Below are 19,884 nucleotides of genomic sequence, written 5' to 3'. Positions count from 1 at the left end.
AATCACCTTACTTTAGTAACTTTTTCTGCCACTTATACATTAAATTCATTACATCCATTGGAGTTAAATCCATTAAGTTAGTCTTTTTAATCTGCGAAACAACTTCCCTATCCTTTTCGGGAACAATCGAAGTGTCAAATAACGCTAGTTGCTCGTCAATCTCATCCCCCTCTTGTTCTTCATCGTCTATGATTGCTGGTTTTTCAACTTCTTTTTCAACATTTAGCTCCGTATCATTGGTTGACTCTAAATCCTGCAAAATCACATTAGCTCTCTTTAGTAGGTTATTTGGCATCCCCGCTAATTTTGCGACATGAATACCGTATGACTTATCTGCAGGGCCATCCTCCATCTTATGCAAGAATACTAAATTACCATTCTGTTCTACTGCGCCAACATGTACATTTTTCAGACGATCTAAAGTTTGATCTAAGTCAGTTAATTCATGGTAATGCGTTGAAAATAGTGTTTTAGCATGTACATTTTGATGAATATATTCAATAATCGATTGTGCTAGTGCCATTCCATCGTAGGTGGCAGTTCCCCGACCAATTTCATCAAACAACACTAAACTATTTTGAGTTCCATTTTGTAGAGCACGATTAGCTTCCTGCATCTCTACCATAAATGTACTCTGACCCGAAATTAAATCGTCCGCAGCGCCAATCCGCGTAAAAATTTGGTCAAAAATTGGGATTGTCGCTGATTCTGCCGCAACAAAACATCCCATTTGGGCCATGATAACAGTTAATGCTAGTTGACGCATGTAAGTACTTTTACCAGACATGTTTGGCCCAGTAATAAGCAAAATTTCCGTATCTTTTCCCATATTAATATCATTAGGAACGTAGCTCTGATGACCCATTACTTTTTCAACAACTGGATGGCGTCCATTTTTAATATAAATATCATGTTGATCTGTAATAGTCGGTTTTACAAAATCGTATTGCTCACTAATGACGGCAAAGCTTTGCAAAACATCTAACCGTGAAATTACTTTTGCTAACTCCTGTAAACGATCAATTGATTTTTTGATTTCTTCCCGAATTGCACTGAATAAATCATATTCTAAATCAGTTGACTTTTGTTCCGCCTCAAGAATAATTCGTTCCTTTTCTTTAAGTTCAGGTGTGATAAATCGTTCCGCATTGGTAAGGGTCTGTTTGCGCTCGTATCGACCTTCTGGTACGGAATCGAGATTTGATCTGGTAATCTCAATATAATAACCAAAAACCTTATTAAATCCAATTTTTAGATTCTTAATTCCCGTTCTTTCACGTTCAGTTGCCTGCATATCTGCAATCCACTTTCGTCCGTTACTCATTGCATCACGGTACTGGTCTAGTGTCTTGTTATATCCATCTTTAATTAAATTTCCATCCGTAACTGAAATCGGTGCATCTTCGCTAATTGAATTATTAATTAAATCTGCAATATCTTCAACAGGGTCCAAATGTTCAAGCATTGCATCAAACGCAGGTTCAGCTAATTCTTCAAGGACGTGTTGGATTTTGGGAACCTGAAGTAACGAAGTTTTTAACTGAATCAAATCGCGACCATTAACATTACCAAACGCAACACGGCCGGCAAGTCTCTCTAAATCATATACTTTAACCAATTCATCTTGAAGGCTACTTCTTTCAAAAAAATGATTAACAAGAATCTCAACTTGGTTCTGTCTCTCAATTATCGCTTTCTTCTGAATTAAAGGACGATCCAGCCATTGTTTCAAAAGCCTTCCGCCCATCGCAGTTTTAGTAGCATCTAATAACCACAGAAGCGTTCCTTGTTTTTTCCCGGTACGAATTAAAGTGGTTAATTCTAAATTATATTTTGATGCTTGATCCATTCTCAAGAAGAATGAAGGTTCATAAGCAATCGCCTTTTGCAAATGTGATAAACTACGTTTTTGAGTATCTTGCACGTACATTAGAAGCTGTTCGATCGTCTCTTTTTCAAGTTGTGGTCCTAGATCCTGCGAAAGATAACTAAGTTCGGCAGATACATCGACTTTGCTTTGCTTCGAAACCAAAATATTAAGTTCTTTAAAGCGTTCAATAAAGTTTTCAGGAATGCGATCATCGATTACAATTTCTTTAGTTTGAACTCCAACACTTTCATTAATAATGCTTTCAAGATCACTCAACAAAGCAACTTTCAATTCACCAGTTGCTAAATCAACATAACCAAAACCATACTTACTGTTGTCTTCATTTGCATGCAAAACCGTTAAATAGTTATTATTTTTTGAATCAGTTGCTTTTTGATCCGTAGTAGTTCCAGGGGTCACCAATTGAATTACTTCTCTCTTGACCATTCCCTTGGCAGTACGTGGGTCTTCCATCTGCTCACAAATTGCGACCTTATAACCCTGTTCAACCAAAATATCTATATAATTCTGTGCAGCATGAAAAGGGACTCCGCACATTGGAATAGGATCATCAGCATTTTTAGAACGAGCCGTTAGCGTAAGTTCTAAAATCTGTGACCCTTTTACTGCATCATCGTAAAACAGTTCATAAAAATCACCAATCCTGTAAAACAGAAATGCATCTGGATATTGTTTTTTTATTTCAAAATACTGTTTCATCATTGGTGTATCGCTTGTTTTTTGTGGCATACTCGAATTCTCTTTCATTTATGTTGTTATTATTAATATATACGTAAATCTATTTTAAACACTTTATTATTTTAACATTTAAAAATAAAAATATTAGAAGAGGACGCCAGAATTTCACTAAACTAAACTTTAAAAACTAAGAATAAACAATTTTCAGTTCGTAATCATTGTCCTTAATTCTAAATGGCATCGTAAGCCCTCGCCCAACCTTATTCTAAAATATGTTTTAAAAGAAAAAAGTTAGGGAGATAACTACAATCTAAATTCCATCTCTAAACTGAATAGCAAAACGCGGGAAATAAGTTGAGTGCTTCCACTTAAGGATAAAACCCGGATAATGAATAAAATTATCATCATCCGGGTTTTATCCTTAATGCTTATCACTTCTAAACTTATGTCCCGCTCTGCTTTCTCACTTAGCAAAATCAACTGCTCGAACTTCTCGAACAACTGTGACTTTAACTTTTCCAGCATATTCGAGCTGCTTTTCAACTGCTTTCCGAATATTATGTGTCAAAGTAACAGCCTTTAAATCGTTGATCTTATTTGGTCGAACAATTACTCGAACTTCTCGCCCAGCTTGAATGGCATAACTCTTCTTAACACCTTCAAACTCATTTGCAATATTTTCAAGTTTCTCCAACCGATGAATATAACTTTGTAGCGTTGTACTTCTAGCACCGGGCCGTGCTGCTGAAATAGAATTAGCAGTATTTACCAAGACAGAAATAATGTACTTAGGATCTTGATCTCCAGTGTGTGAAGCGATTGAATCAATAACCGTTGAACTTTCTTTAAATTTCTTTGCTATATCAATACCGATCTGAACATGCGACTCATCAGTTTCATGTTCTGCGGCCTTTCCAATATCGTGTAATAACCCTGCGCGTTTCGCTACAGCAACATCTTCGCCCAATTCAGCTGCTAGAATTCCAGCCAAATTAGCAACTTCAACAGAATGATTTAAAACGTTTTGACCATAAGCTGTCCGATATTTCAATCGTCCAACCATTTTAACGAGTTCCGGATTCATAGAATGGATGCCTAAGTCAAAAATAGTCTGCTCACCCGTCTGACGAATAGTATCATCAAGCTCCTTGCGAGCCTTTTCAACCATTTCCTCAATTCGAGCTGGATGAATACGACCATCCTGAATCAACTTTTTCAACGCAATATCTGCAATCTCTCTTCTAATTGGATCAAAACTACTGAGGATAACTGCTTCAGGCGTATCATCAATAATTAAATCAACACCTGTAGTGTTTTCAAAGTTTCGAATATTGCGCCCTTCACGACCAATAATTCGTCCCTTCATATCGTCATTAGGTAAACTAACAACTGTCACAGTTGTATCAGTAGCCATGTCAGAGGCACCTCTTTGAATTGCTAGTGCTAGCATCTTCTTAGAGCTTTCCTTAACCTGGCTTTCCGCCTCAGCGATTCCCTCACGAATAATTAACGCTCGTTCATCGCTTAAACTATCCCTTGTTTCCGTTAAAATTAGATCCTTCGCTTCATCTCTTGAAAGGTTTGAAACCCTTTCAAGTTCCTGTTGTCGTTCGTTAACGAGTGCCGTTGCCCTTTGCTGCTGATCGTCCAATCGCTTTTGTTCAGAGTTAAAGCGTTGTTCCTTTTTCTCCAAACTACTCTCACGTTTATCAATTGCACTATCTTTGTGATCCAACGCTTCTTCACGTTGTAGCAATCGATCTTCTTGCTTTTGAACTTCAGATCTTCGCTTCTTCAATTCTTTCTCCACGTCAGAACGATACTTATGACTCTCGTCTTTTGCTTCGATCAAAGCTTCACGCCGATCCGTTTCAGCCTGTTTTCTAGCATTTTCAATAATCGAGGATGCAGATTGATTAGCATCATCAACCTGTTTTTCCACAATATTCTTGTGAAAAACATATCCCGCAACATACCCGATTATAATAGCGATGATCGCAAGGATTATACTGAAAATTGTCATTCTCATCCCTCCGAATCACCAAATTCAAACTACATTTTGATGTTATTTTGATTTTTACACTTACTATCATTTTAATGTTTAAAGACGCTAGTGTCAATCAGTTCATATAATATCAAAGTATACTTTATATAAGGTGTTTCACATAACATTCTTATTATATACAATGTTAAACTAATTGTTTTTAACCAAAATAAAAGAGCAGACTACAATAGTTACTGCTCTAATCTATAGAAATTAATTTAATTCAAGTTTACTTGGATCGTCTTCTTTTTTTGTTTTAGTGGTTTCTTCGCCCTCTTCAGCAATACCATATGCTTCACGTACCTTGGCAAACAATTCTTCTTTAACATCCGGATGATCAACCAAATACTGCTTAGCGTTCTCACGCCCTTGTCCAATTCGGTCATCCCCATATGAATACCAAGAACCACTTTTTTTAACTATCTCTTTTTCAGCAGCCATATCAATTAATTCACCAGTTTGAGAAATACCGTGCCCATACATGATGTCAACTTCAGCTTTTCGGAATGGCGGTGCGACCTTATTCTTGACCACCTTAATACGTACTCGATTTCCAATCACATCTGAACCATCCTTCAATTGTTCAGCTCGTCTTACTTCTAATCGAATCGTTGCGTAGAACTTCAATGCTCGTCCACCTGGAGTTACTTCTGGGTTTCCAAACATTACACCAACTTTTTCACGAATCTGATTAATAAATAAAGCAATTGTCTTTGTTTTATTGATTGAACCAGATAGTTTACGAAGTGCTTGAGACATCAAACGCGCCTGTAATCCAACGTGTGCGTCACCCATCTCTCCGTCAATTTCAGCACGCGGTACTAACGCTGCAACTGAATCTATAACCACTAGGTCAATTGCCCCACTAGAAACAAGGGCATCAGCAATTTCAAGACCTTCTTCTCCTGTATCCGGCTGTGAAAGTAATAGTTCATCAATATTAACTCCCAAATTTTGGGCATATACAGGATCCATTGCGTTTTCGGCATCAATATAAGCAGCCGTACCGCCACGTTTTTGTACCTCAGCAACAGCATGTAGTGCTACTGTCGTTTTACCTGAACTTTCAGGGCCATAAATTTCAACAATTCTACCCTTGGGAAATCCGCCAACTCCTAGAGCCTCATCAAGTGCCAATGATCCACTAGGAATTGTTGATATTTTAGTATCAACCGCATCACCCATTCGCATGATTGACCCCTTACCAAAATTCTTTTCAATTTTTTTTAAAGCATTATCTAATGCCGTTTTTCGTTCGTCTGCCACTCTGTGACCTCCACTAGTCTCGCTTAGTAAAATAACTTAACTACATAATAGCACATTTTTCTAAAAAAGCCGAACAAAAGTTCGCTTATTTTAAAACAAATTTTAAAATCATCTCAAAGGCCTTATTTACGGCCGCCTGTCTTACTTTTTCTCTATCCCCATCAACATTAAATTCCTCAGAATAAATTTCTCCAGAATCAAGCGCCAATCCTATCCAAAAATTACCAGCTTTATGTCCTTCAAGTTCACCTGGACCAGCAACCCCGGTAAAACTTAAGCTAAGTTTAGTGTTCATCTTCCTTCTAGCACCACTAGCCATTGCCTCAGCAACCTCTTTACTAACAACGCCATTGTTTTGTATTAAATCTGAACTCACGTCCACTAAATCATGCTTACTTTGGTTAGAATAAGTTACAAAACCACCATTAAAAATTGCCGATACCCCTGAAACAGAACAAATTGTGCTTTCAAATAGTCCACCTGTCAAGCTCTCTGCAGCAGTAATTGAAATATTACGCTTGATTAGTTGTTGTGCCACAAAAGTATGCAAATCAATGATTTCTTCGTCAGAATAATAAAACTGTCCAACTCTTTTTAAAACTGTATTCTCCATATCTTTAACCATTTTTTCGGCATTAATACGATTATCATCTTCCGCTGTAATACGAACCGTAACATCCGTATCTTTGAAATACAATGCGAGTGTTGGGTTTGTTTGATACCGAATAATATCATCTAGTTTTTCTGCTAGCAAAGACTCACTTATTCCAACGAAATGCAACGTCTTTGATACTAAATTATTTTGCAAATTGAAATGCTTTTTCAAGACAGGTATTAACGATCTATCTACCATCATTCTAAATTCGCTCGGTGGACCTGGAAGTACAACATAATTTACGTTCCCTGATTCAAACATTCCAACTGCTAATCCATTATAATTTGTTAGCCGCTCCGCATTATCTAAAATCCAAGCCTGCCGTAAGTTATTAGGTGTGACACTTCTTCCCATCATTTCAAAACGCTTGTTAATTTTATTTAACGCATCTTTATCCTGTACTAAATCTTTATTTAAAAATTGAGCTAGTGCCGGTTTAGTCACATCATCCTCAGTAGGTCCTAATCCACCAATTAAAACCACCAAATTGCTTCTTCCAGTTGCAAGTTTGAGCGCATCGTCAATTCTTTCAATATTGTCGCCTACTGTTTGTCGATGCATAACCTCAATTCCTAAGTCCGCAAAACTCTTACTCAAATAAGTTGCATTAGTATCCGTAATTTCTCCAAGTAAGATTTCTGTACCAACACTGATTAATTCTGCCTTCATTCCTTTCCCCTCCCAAAATAAATATGCAGTAATTCTACAAAATATTTTTATATCCACAAAGTAATGATAACACCGATAATTATTAACAAATTTTTTAAATAAAAAAGAGACAAATATGAAGTTTACAAACAATTGACATTCCTTTTCATCAATTATTCTAACTTTATATCTATCCCTCAACCAACTTTAAACTTAAAATGAATCTGAAAAAATAGCGCGATTTTTAACGAAATAATCGACTCCTGAATATACCGTAAAGAACAAGCACACATATAGGAGAATTGTTCCAATTCCAAAATGAAGGAAATTCGCAAAAATATTGTTTAACAGTAAGAAAATGATAGCAAACATTTGAGAAAAAGTTTTAATTTTTCCTGGCATTTCAGCAGCTAATACTTGTCCATCGTTTTCAACAATAATCAAGCGCAACCCGCTTATTGCAAGTTCACGACACACAATAATAGCAACAACCCATGATGGTGCCATATTCATCTCAACCAAAATGACAAACGCCGACATAGTTAGCATTTTATCAGCTATTGGATCAGCGAACTTACCAAAATTAGTTACTAAATGCTGACGGCGTGCAATTTGACCATCTAAGAAATCAGTAAGGGATGCCACTGCAAAAACTACAGCACTCCAAATCTTTGTTATCGCGATGGACGTACCCAATATGTTAACACTACCTCCAACTTCTGGCATACAAGCTAAAATAATAAATATTGGGATCAAAATAATTCTAAAAACCGTTAATTTATTTGGTAAATTCATAATTACCTCTCCTACTTAACTTTGATTTTAATATTTCGAATTGAGGCCACTGAAGGCTCACTTGGAATTTTAATTTGGTTAGTAAATTCACCACGTACACTCTTATTGTTACCAATCTGCAAACCATAACTTTGACCTTTAGATAAAACAAAATTCTGTTTATCACCAGCTGCAACTGTACCCTGATACAACGTTTCCGGCGTACCCGACTCTTGATTTAACATAATCCAAGATTGAGCACTTCCAACTGTAAGCTTTAAATCAATCTTCTTCAATGATCCCGTTTTAATTGTTATTTGATCAGGATCGGTACCTTTTACCATTGTAACTTTTTGTGTTGGGGTAAGCTCTTTTTCCTGCTTGCCATTCACAAAACTCTTTTTAACCTTTTTAGTGTGATCAATTACGGTTGCATCTTTATATGCGTAAACCGGGCTTTGATGACCGGAAGCACCATTCACCGCACCCCACGCCAGCAAAAGTATTATTGCTGTTAGAACTGTTGCCATTAGTTTGGGAAACTGGTGTATCAATCCCTTTATAACTGATGGACGTTTATTGGCATCTCGCTCCGATCTGGAATCGACTTCTCGGTGTTCCTCGCGCCAATTCTCAACGCTTTTTGGTACACTCATTTTCGTGATTTGTTCTGAACTAATTCCCAACAAATCAGCATATTGTTTGATAATCGATTGTGTGTAGTAATCACCAGGTAAATCTTCTTCTGCACCCGCTTCTAAAGCCATTAAATATCTTGCTGAAATTTGCAATTTTAAATGGACATCGTTAATCGTCCACCCTTTTTGTTGACGGGCAGTTCTCAATCTTTGACCAATATTTTTATATTTTTTTGAACTCATCATGAATCCCTTTCCCCATAATTGACAACTATAATTATAGCATTTTTTTAATAAATCAAAGTGCAAGACAAGTTTTAAATGCACTAATCTTATCAATTAATTTTGTTACTCATATTGGGATCAGACTGTCTCAGAATTTTATCAATTTATATTTATTTTAGCCAACCACCATCTACGTAAATAGTTTGCCCTGTAATATAACTGCTTCTTGCGTCAAGCAAGTTAAGAACAACACTGCTTATTTCTGCCGGTTTTGCAAATCTTCCCATTGGAATTTCGTTTTCTACGTTAACTTGTTCTTCAACCGTAAAATCTTTATTCATTTTAGTATTAACGGCCCCTGGAGCCACGCAGTTCACTGTAATATTAAGTGAAGCAACTTCCTTCGCATAAGCGTTTACAAAAGCACTTTGAGCACCTTTCAACATGCTATATGGGACTTCCATTGCACTTCCAACAGCTCCATAAACCGAACCAACAAATACAATTCTTCCCGTCTTAGAAGAAAACTTGCTCACAAGACTTTGAACCAACATAATTGGGGTACGAACATGTTCTAACCACATGCTTTCAATCTCATTTTCATTAAATTCACTAAACAACTTATATTTCGATGTACCCTGTGCAAAAATAATTGCATCCAATGAAAAGATCTGTGCTACTAAATTTTTTACACTTTTCTGCTTCGTAAAATCACACTTAACCGGAATAAATTCTTGTTTTGGAAAATTATTTGCCAGTTTAACTAACATTTCATTTATTCGTTCGGTATTTTGGTTATATTGTAAATAAAGTGACCATCCCTGATTTGCTAAATCATTTGCAATTGCACCTCCAATATCTCCACTTGCACCACAAACTAAAGCAAATTGCATATATACTCCTACTTTCGCTTAATTCTGAAAGAACTAATTTTATTTCCATCCATTAACCAGTTAAATGCTTTTTGAACTTCGTCAATTTTAATATTTTGATAAATCTTTGCTTCATCAAAAATAGTTGAATTCCCATACTCTTTCCCTTCAAAGCTATTTGCAATAGCCTCTAATGAATTCATCTTAGAAATTGAGCGTCCAATCATTTCTCTCTTAGCAAGTTCAAAATCAGACGTTAACAAACTCCAATCAGGTTTACTGAGAGCAACTCGCATAGCATCTTCAAATCGTTCCGGATTTTCCGTATCTCCACCAATTGTTACGAATACAAATTCCCGTTCACTGTTAACTTCATACCCAAAACTATCGTCCAAAATACGTTGATCGTACAGCTTTAAATATGTTTGAGAAGACGAACTGAGCAACAAATAAAACGCTAAATCCAACGCAATCAAGAATCTTAATTTTTCTTTTTTGTCGAATGGAATTAATCGAATATTTTTGATTCCAAGCATGATCTTTGGCCGTGCCACTTCTAATACTATTTCACCACTATCAATTGGTGCCTTATTTATATTTTCCGTCCTTTTAATATCAGGAAAATTTGAAAAACTTTTTTGCTCTTGATTATTTTTAATCCACCCCATTGCCTCATTTGGATTAAAGTTTCCTGCCATAAATAAGTTCATGTTGCTTGGATGGTAAAATTGACTATGGATTTTGTATAGAATTTCAGGAGTGATTTCAGAAATGCTAGAAACAGTTCCAGCAATATCCGTGCTTAATGCTTGCTCAGGAAATAAGTTGCGCAAAATCCCCATATATAATTGCCAATCAGGATCATCGTTGTACATCTCAATTTCTTGTCCAATAATTCCTTGTTCTTTTTTTACTGATTTTTCTGAAAAGTACGGAATTTGCACAAAATCTAGTAAACTATTCAAATTATCTCTTAAGTTACTGGTAGCTGAAAAAAGATAACTAGTCCGACTGTAGCTAGTAAAAGCATTTGAATCTGCTCCATTTGAACTAAAAAGTTCAAATGCATCATAATCTTTTTTCTCAAAAAGCTTATGCTCTAAAAAATGTGCTGTTCCAGCCGGAACCTCTTCCACATTACCATTAATTAACATTTGGTTATCCATTGAACCAAAATTGGTCGTAAAAATCGCATATGTTTTATGAAATCCTTTTTTGGGTAATAAGTTAACAGTCAATCCATTACTTAAAGTTTCGGTAAACAGCTCTTCACTAAAATCAGTATATTTTTTATTAAACATTATTTTCCCCACTTAAAAAGTAAACCGCTCTTAAATTCATAAGTTCTGCCATTCGTTGCACATCAGAATCTTTTACTCCTTGAATTCCCTCTATCCATTCCTGATCTGATAAAACATTTCCCATAATCTGATTTGTTAACGATCTGCGGTGAGCCGTCCTTTGGCTATCTAGGCTGGACAAATAGTCAGAAACTAGCCCTAGTTTTGCCTCATTTAATTCCTTTTCAGATGGTTTTTTCAGCTTCATTTCAGAAACTTGCTCGTTAACAATTTTTAATACTTCTTCTTTATTTACAGAATCAATTCCGGTTTGTACCATTAGCATCCCGTTAAGTAAATCCAATGTTGAACTTGCATAATAGGCTAAACTAGCTTTTTCACGAACATTTAGAAATAATTTTGATTGTGGGGTTCCACCAAACAAGGCATTGAAAATAATTGCTGAAAAATAATTCTTATCTCTAAGATATACCGGAAAATCAAAAGCAAGATTCAGTTTCGATTGATTTAACATTTGTTTTTCAGTTTTAACAGCAACCACTGAGTTCTTATCAAACTGTGCTGTCAATTCAGGGATTTCAAAGTTCCGTTTTGTTAAATCCCAGCCCTGAAATGCGTTTAAAACTCGTTCAGCATCTATGTCGCCACTTACACTAATCTGCATAAAATCTTCCTGAAGAAGTTGCTGGTAATAGGCAAACAAATCTTGGTTATTAACTTTCTCGAGCTCCTTTCTCCTACCATAGCTCGGTATCGCTTGTATTGCATCTGTACCAAAGTTCAATTCACGCAATCGCTCCATCGCGTAATACTGTTTATCATCAGTAGCCGAATCAATATAGTTTAATAAATTATCTTTTTGAGTCTCAAAAACCGATTCATCAAAACGATTATTTGTCACCAACGGATTAAAAATAATTTCCCTCAAAAAATCAATTCCTTGTTTAAACAGATCATCTTGTGTGTCTAAATAAGTTGAATTAGCAGTAATGATTGAAAAAGATAAATCATGTAAGCGCCCTCTTTTTGATATTCCGGCTCCAAAACCGGCTCCAAACATCTCTGATAATTGGTGCGTAACCTTAACCTGATCAGGATATTTCTTTGAACTAGTTTCTAAAATATTACTAATCAATGCTCTTTTAGCCATCAACCTAGCATTAGATTTTGTTAAAAAATGAACCTCAACACGGATAGTTTTGAACTGGCTAGTTGGCATTACATCCAGCCAAACCCCATTTGTAATTTCTTTTTTCACGGGTAACCCCTCCTGATTTAAGTACAGGCTTTATCATATCTAAACTAAGTCCAGCTTTCAATAGCTATAACAACGGTGAAAGTAATCGACTCGCTAATTGTTTAAACCTCGTATAGACTGATTGCGCATTAAAATATTCCGGTGATATTTTTTGTGAGTTTTTAATGTCTCTATTAATCGTTTCTTTTATGTCCAACACCGTATTCTGGTGGTAAATGAACGCATTAGCTTCAAAATTTAATTTAAATGAACGAATATCCCAGTTAGCAGATCCTAAACTGACCACAACATCATCAACTACAATGGCTTTTACATGCATAAAACCATTTTGATATGCATAGACGTTTGCACCTGCTTCCATTAATTGTCTAGCATAGTACTCCGTAGCACGGTAAACAAACGGATGGTCGGGTTTATTGGGTATTACTAAGTCAATTTTGAGGCCGGATTTTAAAGCAATCAGTAGCGTTTCCATTAATGCATCATCTGGGATAAAATATGGTGTCTCAATTCTAATATGTTCCCGAGCACCCATAATCATTTTTATGTAACCTTGTTTAATTTTTTGAATATCGCTTTCCGGTCCACTGCTTACAATTTGCATTGGAACCGATTGATCAAGTTCGTTTTGCGGAAAATATTCCAACCCAATAGCTACTGAAGATGTTTTTGCAGAGGCAAACCAATCCATGAAAAACCGACTCTGCAGTTGTAAAACTGATGACCCCAAAATTCTTAAATGCGTATCTCTCCAATATCCAAAACGCGAATTTTTTCCAATATATTGGTCTCCTACGTTAAAGCCACCAATATAACCAATAGTTCCATCAATCACCACAATTTTTCTATGATTCCTAAAATTAATTCTAAAATTAAGATAACGCCACTTCGATTGCATGAATGGCTGTACTTCGCCACCGTGTGCGATTAATTCTTTAAAGAACCTTTGCTTACTTCCCTTTGAACCAAAAATATCATAAAGAACGCGAACTTTAACACCTTCTTTAGCTTTATCAATCAGTATTTTTCGTAATTGAGTTCCTAAATCATCATCATAGATTGTGAAGTATTCAAGATTAATATGGTTTTTAGCCCCACGTAAATCTTCAAATAATTGTTTGAATTTTTTTATTCCATCAGTAAAAATCGTAATGTCATTTTGTTGAGTTAAAATTGCGTTATCGCTATTTAAAAACATTTCAACCAGTTCATTTTGCAATTCATATTTTAATTTAATTCTATTATGACGACTTTTCTTTTGATAATTAGCCATTTCTACTATTCCAAATTGTTCTTGAGTTTTTAAATTAAAAATTTGTTGTTTATTTAGTTTTCTCCCAAGAAATAAGTACAGAATAATGCCTATTCCTGGTAAAAGGGTCATAACTAGAAGCCATGCCCAAGCTGCTGAAATATCTCTTTTCTCAAAAAGTGCAACCATCACAGCAATAAAAAAGTTCACTGTATATAAAGCTGATTCTATGATTAACATAAGCTTTCACCTCACATTCAGTGTATCAAAAAAAGCTAAGGAAACACTATTTTTGTGCCCTCAGCTTCTTAAATCCCTTTATTAACTCTACTGACTATTTTTTCCAAACCATTTATGGTTAATCTTCTTTAATTCACCATTTTTTCTTAAGCGATTCAGACCTTGATTTATCTTCCGTTGAACCTCTTTATCTTGCTTCCTCATTCCGACGGCAAATTGTTCAGAAGGCATTCCACTAGAAATAATCCTATAGGATCTGGGATCAGACTGGTGTGCGATATAATATTTAGCGTAAATACTATCGATTAATAGTCCTTGAATTCGGTTAGCATTCAAATCAATAAAAGCGTTATTAAATGAATCATACAAAATGGGTTGTTTATTTTTAATTCTATCCTTTAATATTTTAGGCCTTTGATCTAAATCCTGAACACCAGACGAACCGCTTTGCGCCCCAAGAGTTTCATCGTTCATATCTGCAACGCTTTTTATATTTTTATCCGTTTTTGTCACTAGAACCTGATCGTTTCTAAGATAGGGTTCACTAAATCTGACAACCTTAGCGCGCTCTGGTGTGATAGTAAATCCGTTCCAAATTAAATCAATTGTTTGATTTCTTAATTCCGTCACGTTCATCGTCCAATCAATAGTTTGAAAATCAGGTTTAATACCATATTGTTTAAAAACTGCCTTTGCCAAATCTACGTCATATCCAACCAGCTTACCATCTTTTTGGCGAAAATCCATTGGTACAAAACTATCATCAATTCCAATTACAACCTTTTTAGTTTTCTCAATTCTTTGCCAACTATCCGTTTTAGAATTCTTAACACGAACAATACTACATCCAGATAAAGCAAAGATTGATAAAAATATCACAAAAACTAATAATTTATTTAGACCTTTCATTGAATTTCACCGGCTTTACCTCTAATTTGTGGTCTGCAATTTGGTCTGCGAACACAATATCATGTGTAATTACAATTTGCGTAATATTCTCTTTTTTTAAATCTAGAATGATATTCTTGACCTCGTCTCTCAACTCCGGATCTAACGCAGAGGTTGGTTCATCATAACAGAGAATTTGAGGTTTCATAGCCAAAGCTCTTGCAATTGCTACTCGTTGTTTCTGTCCACCAGATAGTTGATATGGATAACGATCGACATATTCTTCAAGTTTTAATTGTTTAATTATTGGCATAACGCCTTTTTGGGCATTTTTACTACTTTTCTTTAATACGTTAATCGGCGCCAAAGTGATATTTTCTAAAACACTCAAATTAGGAAACAACTGAAAGTCTTGGAACACCACACCAATCGTTCCTTCAAGATTTCTATTTGTATAAGGATCAAACGGTTTACCATTTAAAATAAATTGTCCCTCATCAATTTTCTCTAGGCCACTAATACAACGCAATAGAGTTGTTTTACCCGCTCCCGACGGACCAACAATGGTTAAAATTGTTTTATCCTCAATTGATAAATTTAGATGATCAACGACTGCAACACCGTCATATCGCTTAGTAACATTTTTCAATTCTAACATTCTAGTCACTCCTATCTAAAATACGAATAGTGTTTTTCAACTCTTCGAAGCATCCATGTACAGATTCCTGTTAACAATAAATAAATTATTCCAACTAATACAAGTGGGACAAGGGTAACATCACGAGCTGAAGCAACATTTCCTGCCCTAAGCAAGTCGCCAATTCCAATTACATATACCAATGAAGAATCTTTTATCAAATTAATAACTTCATTTCCAATTGAAGGTAATACAATTTTAGCAACCTGTGGCATAACAACCCGACGAGTAATTTGCCCATAAGAAAGTTGTAAAACCTTTCCAGCCTCGTATTGTCCAGGATCGATTGATTGTAAACCACCACGAAATATTTCGGCAAAATAAGCTGCATAGTTAAGTATAAAAGCAACTAAAGCTGCTTCGTATCGTGGAAATACAATGTTAATGGTTGGTAATCCGTAAAAAATAAAAATTAATTGCAATAACAGTGGAGTCCCTCTCATTAACCAAACATAACCTGAAATCAGTGTTCTTAATGCTCTTATCTTTGAAATTAAACCTAACGCTAAAATTGCACCTAAAATTAATGAGCCAATAATTGTCCAGATAAATATTTGTAAGGTGACACCTGCACCGCCCAATAAAGATGGTAATATTTCTGAAATATACTTTAGATTAAACATTTAATCCTCCCCTTTTCAACAAAAAAAGTCCTCTTAGATAAATAAAATTTATCTAAGAGGACGACAAAATCGCGATTCCACCCCAGTTCGTCATACACTCACATGCACAACCTCAGGAAGTTAATAATTAACTCCAATGATAACGGGATTACCGGAAAGACCTACTATTAGTTCAATCTCTCAACTCGCAGATGTGGTTCGCCATGTTTAATTTATTGTGCTCACACTCTTCACAACTCGCTTAAAAATTGACACGCTACTCTTCTGTTCTTTGTTAATTCCAAAATATACTCTCAAAATTATTGATGGTCAAGCATTATTTAAATATTCTTGAGTTTGTACCTCTTGTTTTTCTAAAAAGTATCTTAACAGGATAATAAATAATCACTAGAAATGATAGATTCAAAATAATAGTTGGAATGAAAGCATACCCTATAAAAAAGGCCGTTGACACATTAGCAAAATGAAAAGCTTGAAAAACAACATAAAAGAGTGCATTGCTCAATCCAACTGCTAGACTAGTCACAAAAAATATTTCTAAAAAACGGTGTTTCAGAAAGGGCTCAATTCCCCTAACTAAAATAACAGTTAACGGATATATAAAAACGTTAACTCCAAAAATTCCGGTGTAATACCAATCAAATGCTAATCCGATAATAAAGGCCCACATAACAAAATGAATGTGAGATTCACCCTCAAAAAAAATTGATAAAACCATCCAAATAATCGTTAAATTACTAACCATTGAATACGGATACTGAAAAAGCTGCCTTGAAAAAAGCTGTTCGATAATTCCATCTAAGAAAAAAGCAATAAATAAACCAATTGGGTAAATATATTTTAGCTTTGCTGATTGCAACATTCTAATGCACCTACTTTAACTGAGCAACGACAACATCATTAATGTCATTCATATCCGTTGCCGGTTTAATCATAATCTCTGAGGCGAGTCCGTAATCATCCTTAGTAACCTTGGCTACCTTACCCACATACAGGCCTTTAGGTGTTACACCACCAAGTCCAGACGTAATAACTCGTTCTCCGACTGCTACTTTTTTCTTAGTTGTTACTTGGCCCATAATAATCTGATTCTTTTCTTTGTTATATCCCGTGATGATTCCATTTACGTTTTCACCGTCCGTGCTATTAACCTGAATCGCAAAACGGTTCGCAGAATCATTGTTATCACTAATCAGTTCAACCTTACTTGTAGTATAGTTGGCTTCAATTACTCTTCCAACTAGTCCATTTCCAGCTAATACAGATTGATTTTTCTTAACCCCGTTAAGGGTTCCTTTACCAATTGTGATAATATCTTGCCAAGAACTTGGAGTTCTCGTTAAAACAACGGCCGGTGTCAAACGATAGTCTGTCATGCTATTCTTCAAGCCAACTAATGATTTTAATTGTTTGTTTTCATCTTTAAGTGCCTCATTTTGGGCATGAGTTTGGTCTAAATCATCGATGTTTTTACGTAGCTTTTGGTTCTCCTCGTACGTCAACATAAAGTCTTTAACACCGTGTGTTACACCTTTTGCACCCTCAATTGGATAAGCAATTACTCGGTTAATAACACCAAAAAAATCATTCCCAGCTTTCTGTGGCGCGGGGGTCGATTCCTTTTGCCGAATCATTAAAGAAGCGGCCATTAATCCACCAGCAATAATTAGACAAACTACGGTAATAACTAATTTTCGATTTGAAAAAAACTTTTGCATGATAACCCCCCATTAAAAATTCCTACGTAGAGATTAATTATAACACAGGGAAATAGAGTACCTCAGCTTAAAAAAGTTTAAAATCATCCTAATATTTTACTTTCGGCAGCACTCCAGTATTTTGTATCTCCAACAATCAAGTGGTCTAGCAACTCTATACCCATCAATTTTCCAACTTGCTTCATCCGCTTGGTAAATTCAATATCGTTCCCTGAAGGTTTCTCACTCCCACTTGGATGGTTATGTACCAGGATTATTGAGTTTGCACTAACCCTAAATGCCTCCGTCATAATTTCTCTAGGATGAACAGATGCTGAATTAAGCCCGCCTTTAAAAATCATTTTTTCCCACTTGATTTTATTTTTAGTATCTAAGCACAATAAATACAACTCTTCTTGATTCTTTTTTTGAAACCGGTTAATCATTTGTTGCGCCAAATGTCGGCTCCCAAAGGCCGTTCCAATCGTTGTTATCGGACTTTTTTGGATTCTCCGTCCTAATTCAATTCCACACGACAGAGCACGAGCTAAAGACAAGTCTTCACCAAAAACCTTCATTTGCTCCGTATTGTTCAACAAGCGATAAAATCCAATATCACCAACCCGCTTCCAAAAGCTTTTCAAAGTACCTGCTACAGCTATATCGGGAGTGACAGCAGTCACAAAAATCCGCAGTAATTCTTCATTAGACAATCCTTCAGATCCGATATCGATTTGTTTCTTTAACGATTGTTCCATAATTATTTTATCCACAAAATATCACCTCAATATAACTATTCGCATTTTTTCCTAAAAGTTTTTCATATTCTGGCGAACTTCTGAAATAAAATATAAAGAACCAGTTACTACAATCACGTCTTGTTCCCTTACACCTTTTATAATTTCAACAAGAGCTCTTTTCCAGTCCTCATTATATGTTATATTTTGCGTTAATTTTTGACCCAAAGACTCTATTCCAACTGTAGCTCGATGATTAGGTTGTTGGAAAGTTGTTAAAATAATTTCAGAGTTTGGGACCGTCTCGAGTTCCGATATCATCTGATTAAACAATTTATCTTTTAAAATTGAAACTAAAAAATGAATTTTGTGTCCTGCATATTGCCTCTTAGCCGTTCGTACTAAAGCCTGAATTCCAGGTAAATTGTGGGCTCCATCCAAAATAATTAGAGGTTTATCTCTGACGGTTTCCAATCTTCCAGGCCATTTAGTTTCCTCAAGGGCCTGCAAAATACTTGAATGATTCCAATTCCATTTCAAAATTTTTGTTACTTCTTCAAATGTTTCAATTGCAATTGCAGCGTTATAAAACTGAAAATCACCCTGTAATCCGAGCTGAATGTTTGCAACTCTAATATCAATATCACTAAACTCCATTGAGTGATGATCCAATCTAAAATCGCGATTTATTTGCAACAATTTTACTTTCTTTTTCTTTGCTATTTGTTCAATGACTTTAAAAGCTTCCGGTTCGAGAACACCTGATACAACTGGTGCATTTTTCTTAATGATACCAGCTTTTTGAAATGCAATTTTACTCAGCGTATCCCCTAACATTTCCATGTGGTCAAATCCAATGTTGGTGATTACAGATATAAGAGGTTTAACCACGTTTGTGGAATCGTACAGCCCACCAATACCAACTTCAACAATTACAACATCAACTGGGTTCTTTGCAAAATATAGAAACATCATGGCAGTAATAGTCTCAAACTCCAATGGAGAATTCTGTTCCATGTCCATTTGCTCAATAACCGGTTTGACAGCTTCGACAAGCTTGATCACTTCTTTATCCGGAATCATTTCACCATTAACCGAAATACGTTCGTTGAATTTGGTAATAAAAGGCGATGTAAAGGACCCAACTTTATGACCACTTCTGATAATCATCTGTCTTAAGAAGGCTACAGTCGATCCTTTACCATTTGTTCCCGCAACATGTACAATATGCAAATTTTGCTGCGGATTATCCAATCGCTCTAATAACATTTTCATCCTATTTAACGTTGGATCTTTTCTAAGTCTAGGTCGACCGTGAATAAATTTCAAAGCACTCTCATATTCCATATATTCAACCCTCCAATTTATTAGTTTTCAAAATTCATAAAAACATTAAAAATTCATAGATAATTATTTTAAATAAAAATAGCCTCTTACACTAATTAATGATACCTCACTCTTTCAAACGGATTTCAAAATTCCCTTTAAAATTAAGTCGTG

The 19,884-nt window shown here is 35.5% G+C and carries 17 protein-coding genes and 1 other annotated feature; all 17 genes read right to left on the bottom strand.

The window, feature by feature from the left end; translation table 11 throughout:
* Positions 1-7 precede the first annotated feature (7 nt).
* A complete protein-coding gene (gene mutS, locus PECL_RS03405) occupies positions 8-2,620 on the bottom strand; it encodes a DNA mismatch repair protein MutS (RefSeq protein WP_014215200.1) in 2,613 nt (870 codons plus the stop codon).
* 412 nt (positions 2,621-3,032) lie between these two features.
* Positions 3,033-4,598 carry a ribonuclease Y gene (gene rny, locus PECL_RS03400; RefSeq protein ID WP_324608737.1) on the bottom strand — a complete coding sequence of 522 codons (1,566 nt, stop codon included), beginning with the start codon at positions 4,596-4,598 and terminating at the stop codon, positions 3,033-3,035.
* A 228-nt stretch (positions 4,599-4,826) separates the two neighbouring features.
* Positions 4,827-5,879, bottom strand: coding sequence for a recombinase RecA (gene recA, locus PECL_RS03395; RefSeq protein WP_014215198.1), 1,053 nt, complete (start codon positions 5,877-5,879; stop codon positions 4,827-4,829).
* Positions 5,880-5,964: 85 nt separating this feature from the next.
* On the bottom strand, positions 5,965-7,203 hold the full coding sequence (locus PECL_RS03390; RefSeq protein ID WP_014215197.1) for a competence/damage-inducible protein A: 1,239 nt from the start codon (positions 7,201-7,203) through the stop codon (positions 5,965-5,967).
* Positions 7,204-7,395: 192 nt separating this feature from the next.
* Positions 7,396-7,977, bottom strand: coding sequence for a CDP-diacylglycerol--glycerol-3-phosphate 3-phosphatidyltransferase (gene pgsA, locus PECL_RS03385; RefSeq protein ID WP_014215196.1), 582 nt, complete (start codon positions 7,975-7,977; stop codon positions 7,396-7,398).
* Between the two features lie 11 nt (positions 7,978-7,988).
* Positions 7,989-8,840 carry a helix-turn-helix domain-containing protein gene (locus tag PECL_RS03380; protein ID WP_014215195.1) on the bottom strand — a complete coding sequence of 284 codons (852 nt, stop codon included), beginning with the start codon at positions 8,838-8,840 and terminating at the stop codon, positions 7,989-7,991.
* A 149-nt stretch (positions 8,841-8,989) separates the two neighbouring features.
* Entirely contained in the window at positions 8,990-9,712 is a 723-nt protein-coding gene (ymfI, locus tag PECL_RS03375) for an elongation factor P 5-aminopentanone reductase (protein ID WP_014215194.1), read from the bottom strand.
* A gap of 8 nt (positions 9,713-9,720) precedes the next feature.
* A complete protein-coding gene (gene yfmH / locus PECL_RS03370) occupies positions 9,721-10,992 on the bottom strand; it encodes an EF-P 5-aminopentanol modification-associated protein YfmH (protein ID WP_014215193.1) in 1,272 nt (423 codons plus the stop codon).
* Positions 10,985-12,250, bottom strand: a complete 1,266-nt coding sequence (gene yfmF / locus PECL_RS03365) for an EF-P 5-aminopentanol modification-associated protein YfmF (RefSeq protein WP_014215192.1) — start codon at positions 12,248-12,250, stop codon at positions 10,985-10,987. The genes yfmH and yfmF overlap by 8 nt, the downstream gene beginning before the upstream one ends.
* A 64-nt stretch (positions 12,251-12,314) precedes the next feature.
* A complete protein-coding gene (gene cls, locus PECL_RS03360; protein WP_014215191.1) occupies positions 12,315-13,742 on the bottom strand; it encodes a cardiolipin synthase in 1,428 nt (475 codons plus the stop codon).
* An 87-nt stretch (positions 13,743-13,829) separates the two neighbouring features.
* Positions 13,830-14,651, bottom strand: coding sequence for an amino acid ABC transporter substrate-binding protein (locus PECL_RS03355; RefSeq protein WP_014215190.1), 822 nt, complete (start codon positions 14,649-14,651; stop codon positions 13,830-13,832).
* Positions 14,635-15,288: an amino acid ABC transporter ATP-binding protein gene (locus tag PECL_RS03350; RefSeq protein WP_014215189.1), complete on the bottom strand. Its 654-nt coding sequence runs from the start codon at positions 15,286-15,288 to the stop codon at positions 14,635-14,637. Before PECL_RS03350 ends, PECL_RS03355 begins: the two co-directional genes overlap by 17 nt.
* Positions 15,289-15,299: 11 nt before the next feature.
* Positions 15,300-15,950 (bottom strand): amino acid ABC transporter permease, encoded by a 651-nt coding sequence (locus PECL_RS03345; protein WP_014215188.1) that lies wholly within the window; start codon positions 15,948-15,950, stop codon positions 15,300-15,302.
* A gap of 53 nt (positions 15,951-16,003) precedes the next feature.
* Positions 16,004-16,231 (bottom strand) — a binding site (T-box leader).
* Positions 16,232-16,266: 35 nt separating this feature from the next.
* Complete coding sequence (gene mreD / locus PECL_RS03340) at positions 16,267-16,812, bottom strand: rod shape-determining protein MreD (RefSeq protein ID WP_014215187.1); 546 nt, start codon at positions 16,810-16,812, stop codon at positions 16,267-16,269.
* 10 nt (positions 16,813-16,822) lie between these two features.
* The gene (mreC, locus tag PECL_RS03335; RefSeq protein WP_014215186.1) at positions 16,823-17,668 is read right to left on the bottom strand and encodes a rod shape-determining protein MreC; all 846 of its coding nucleotides are present in this window, start codon (positions 17,666-17,668) and stop codon (positions 16,823-16,825) included.
* Positions 17,669-17,751: 83 nt separating this feature from the next.
* Positions 17,752-18,420: a JAB domain-containing protein gene (locus tag PECL_RS03330; RefSeq protein ID WP_014215185.1), complete on the bottom strand. Its 669-nt coding sequence runs from the start codon at positions 18,418-18,420 to the stop codon at positions 17,752-17,754.
* A gap of 36 nt (positions 18,421-18,456) precedes the next feature.
* Positions 18,457-19,731: a bifunctional folylpolyglutamate synthase/dihydrofolate synthase gene (locus tag PECL_RS03325; protein ID WP_014215184.1), complete on the bottom strand. Its 1,275-nt coding sequence runs from the start codon at positions 19,729-19,731 to the stop codon at positions 18,457-18,459.
* Positions 19,732-19,884: the final 153 nt, after the last annotated feature.

The sequence above is a fragment of the Pediococcus claussenii ATCC BAA-344 genome (assembly GCF_000237995.1).
GTDB classification, from domain to species: Bacteria; Bacillota; Bacilli; order Lactobacillales; family Lactobacillaceae; genus Pediococcus; species Pediococcus claussenii.
This window is presented reverse-complemented; position numbering and strand designations above follow the sequence as displayed.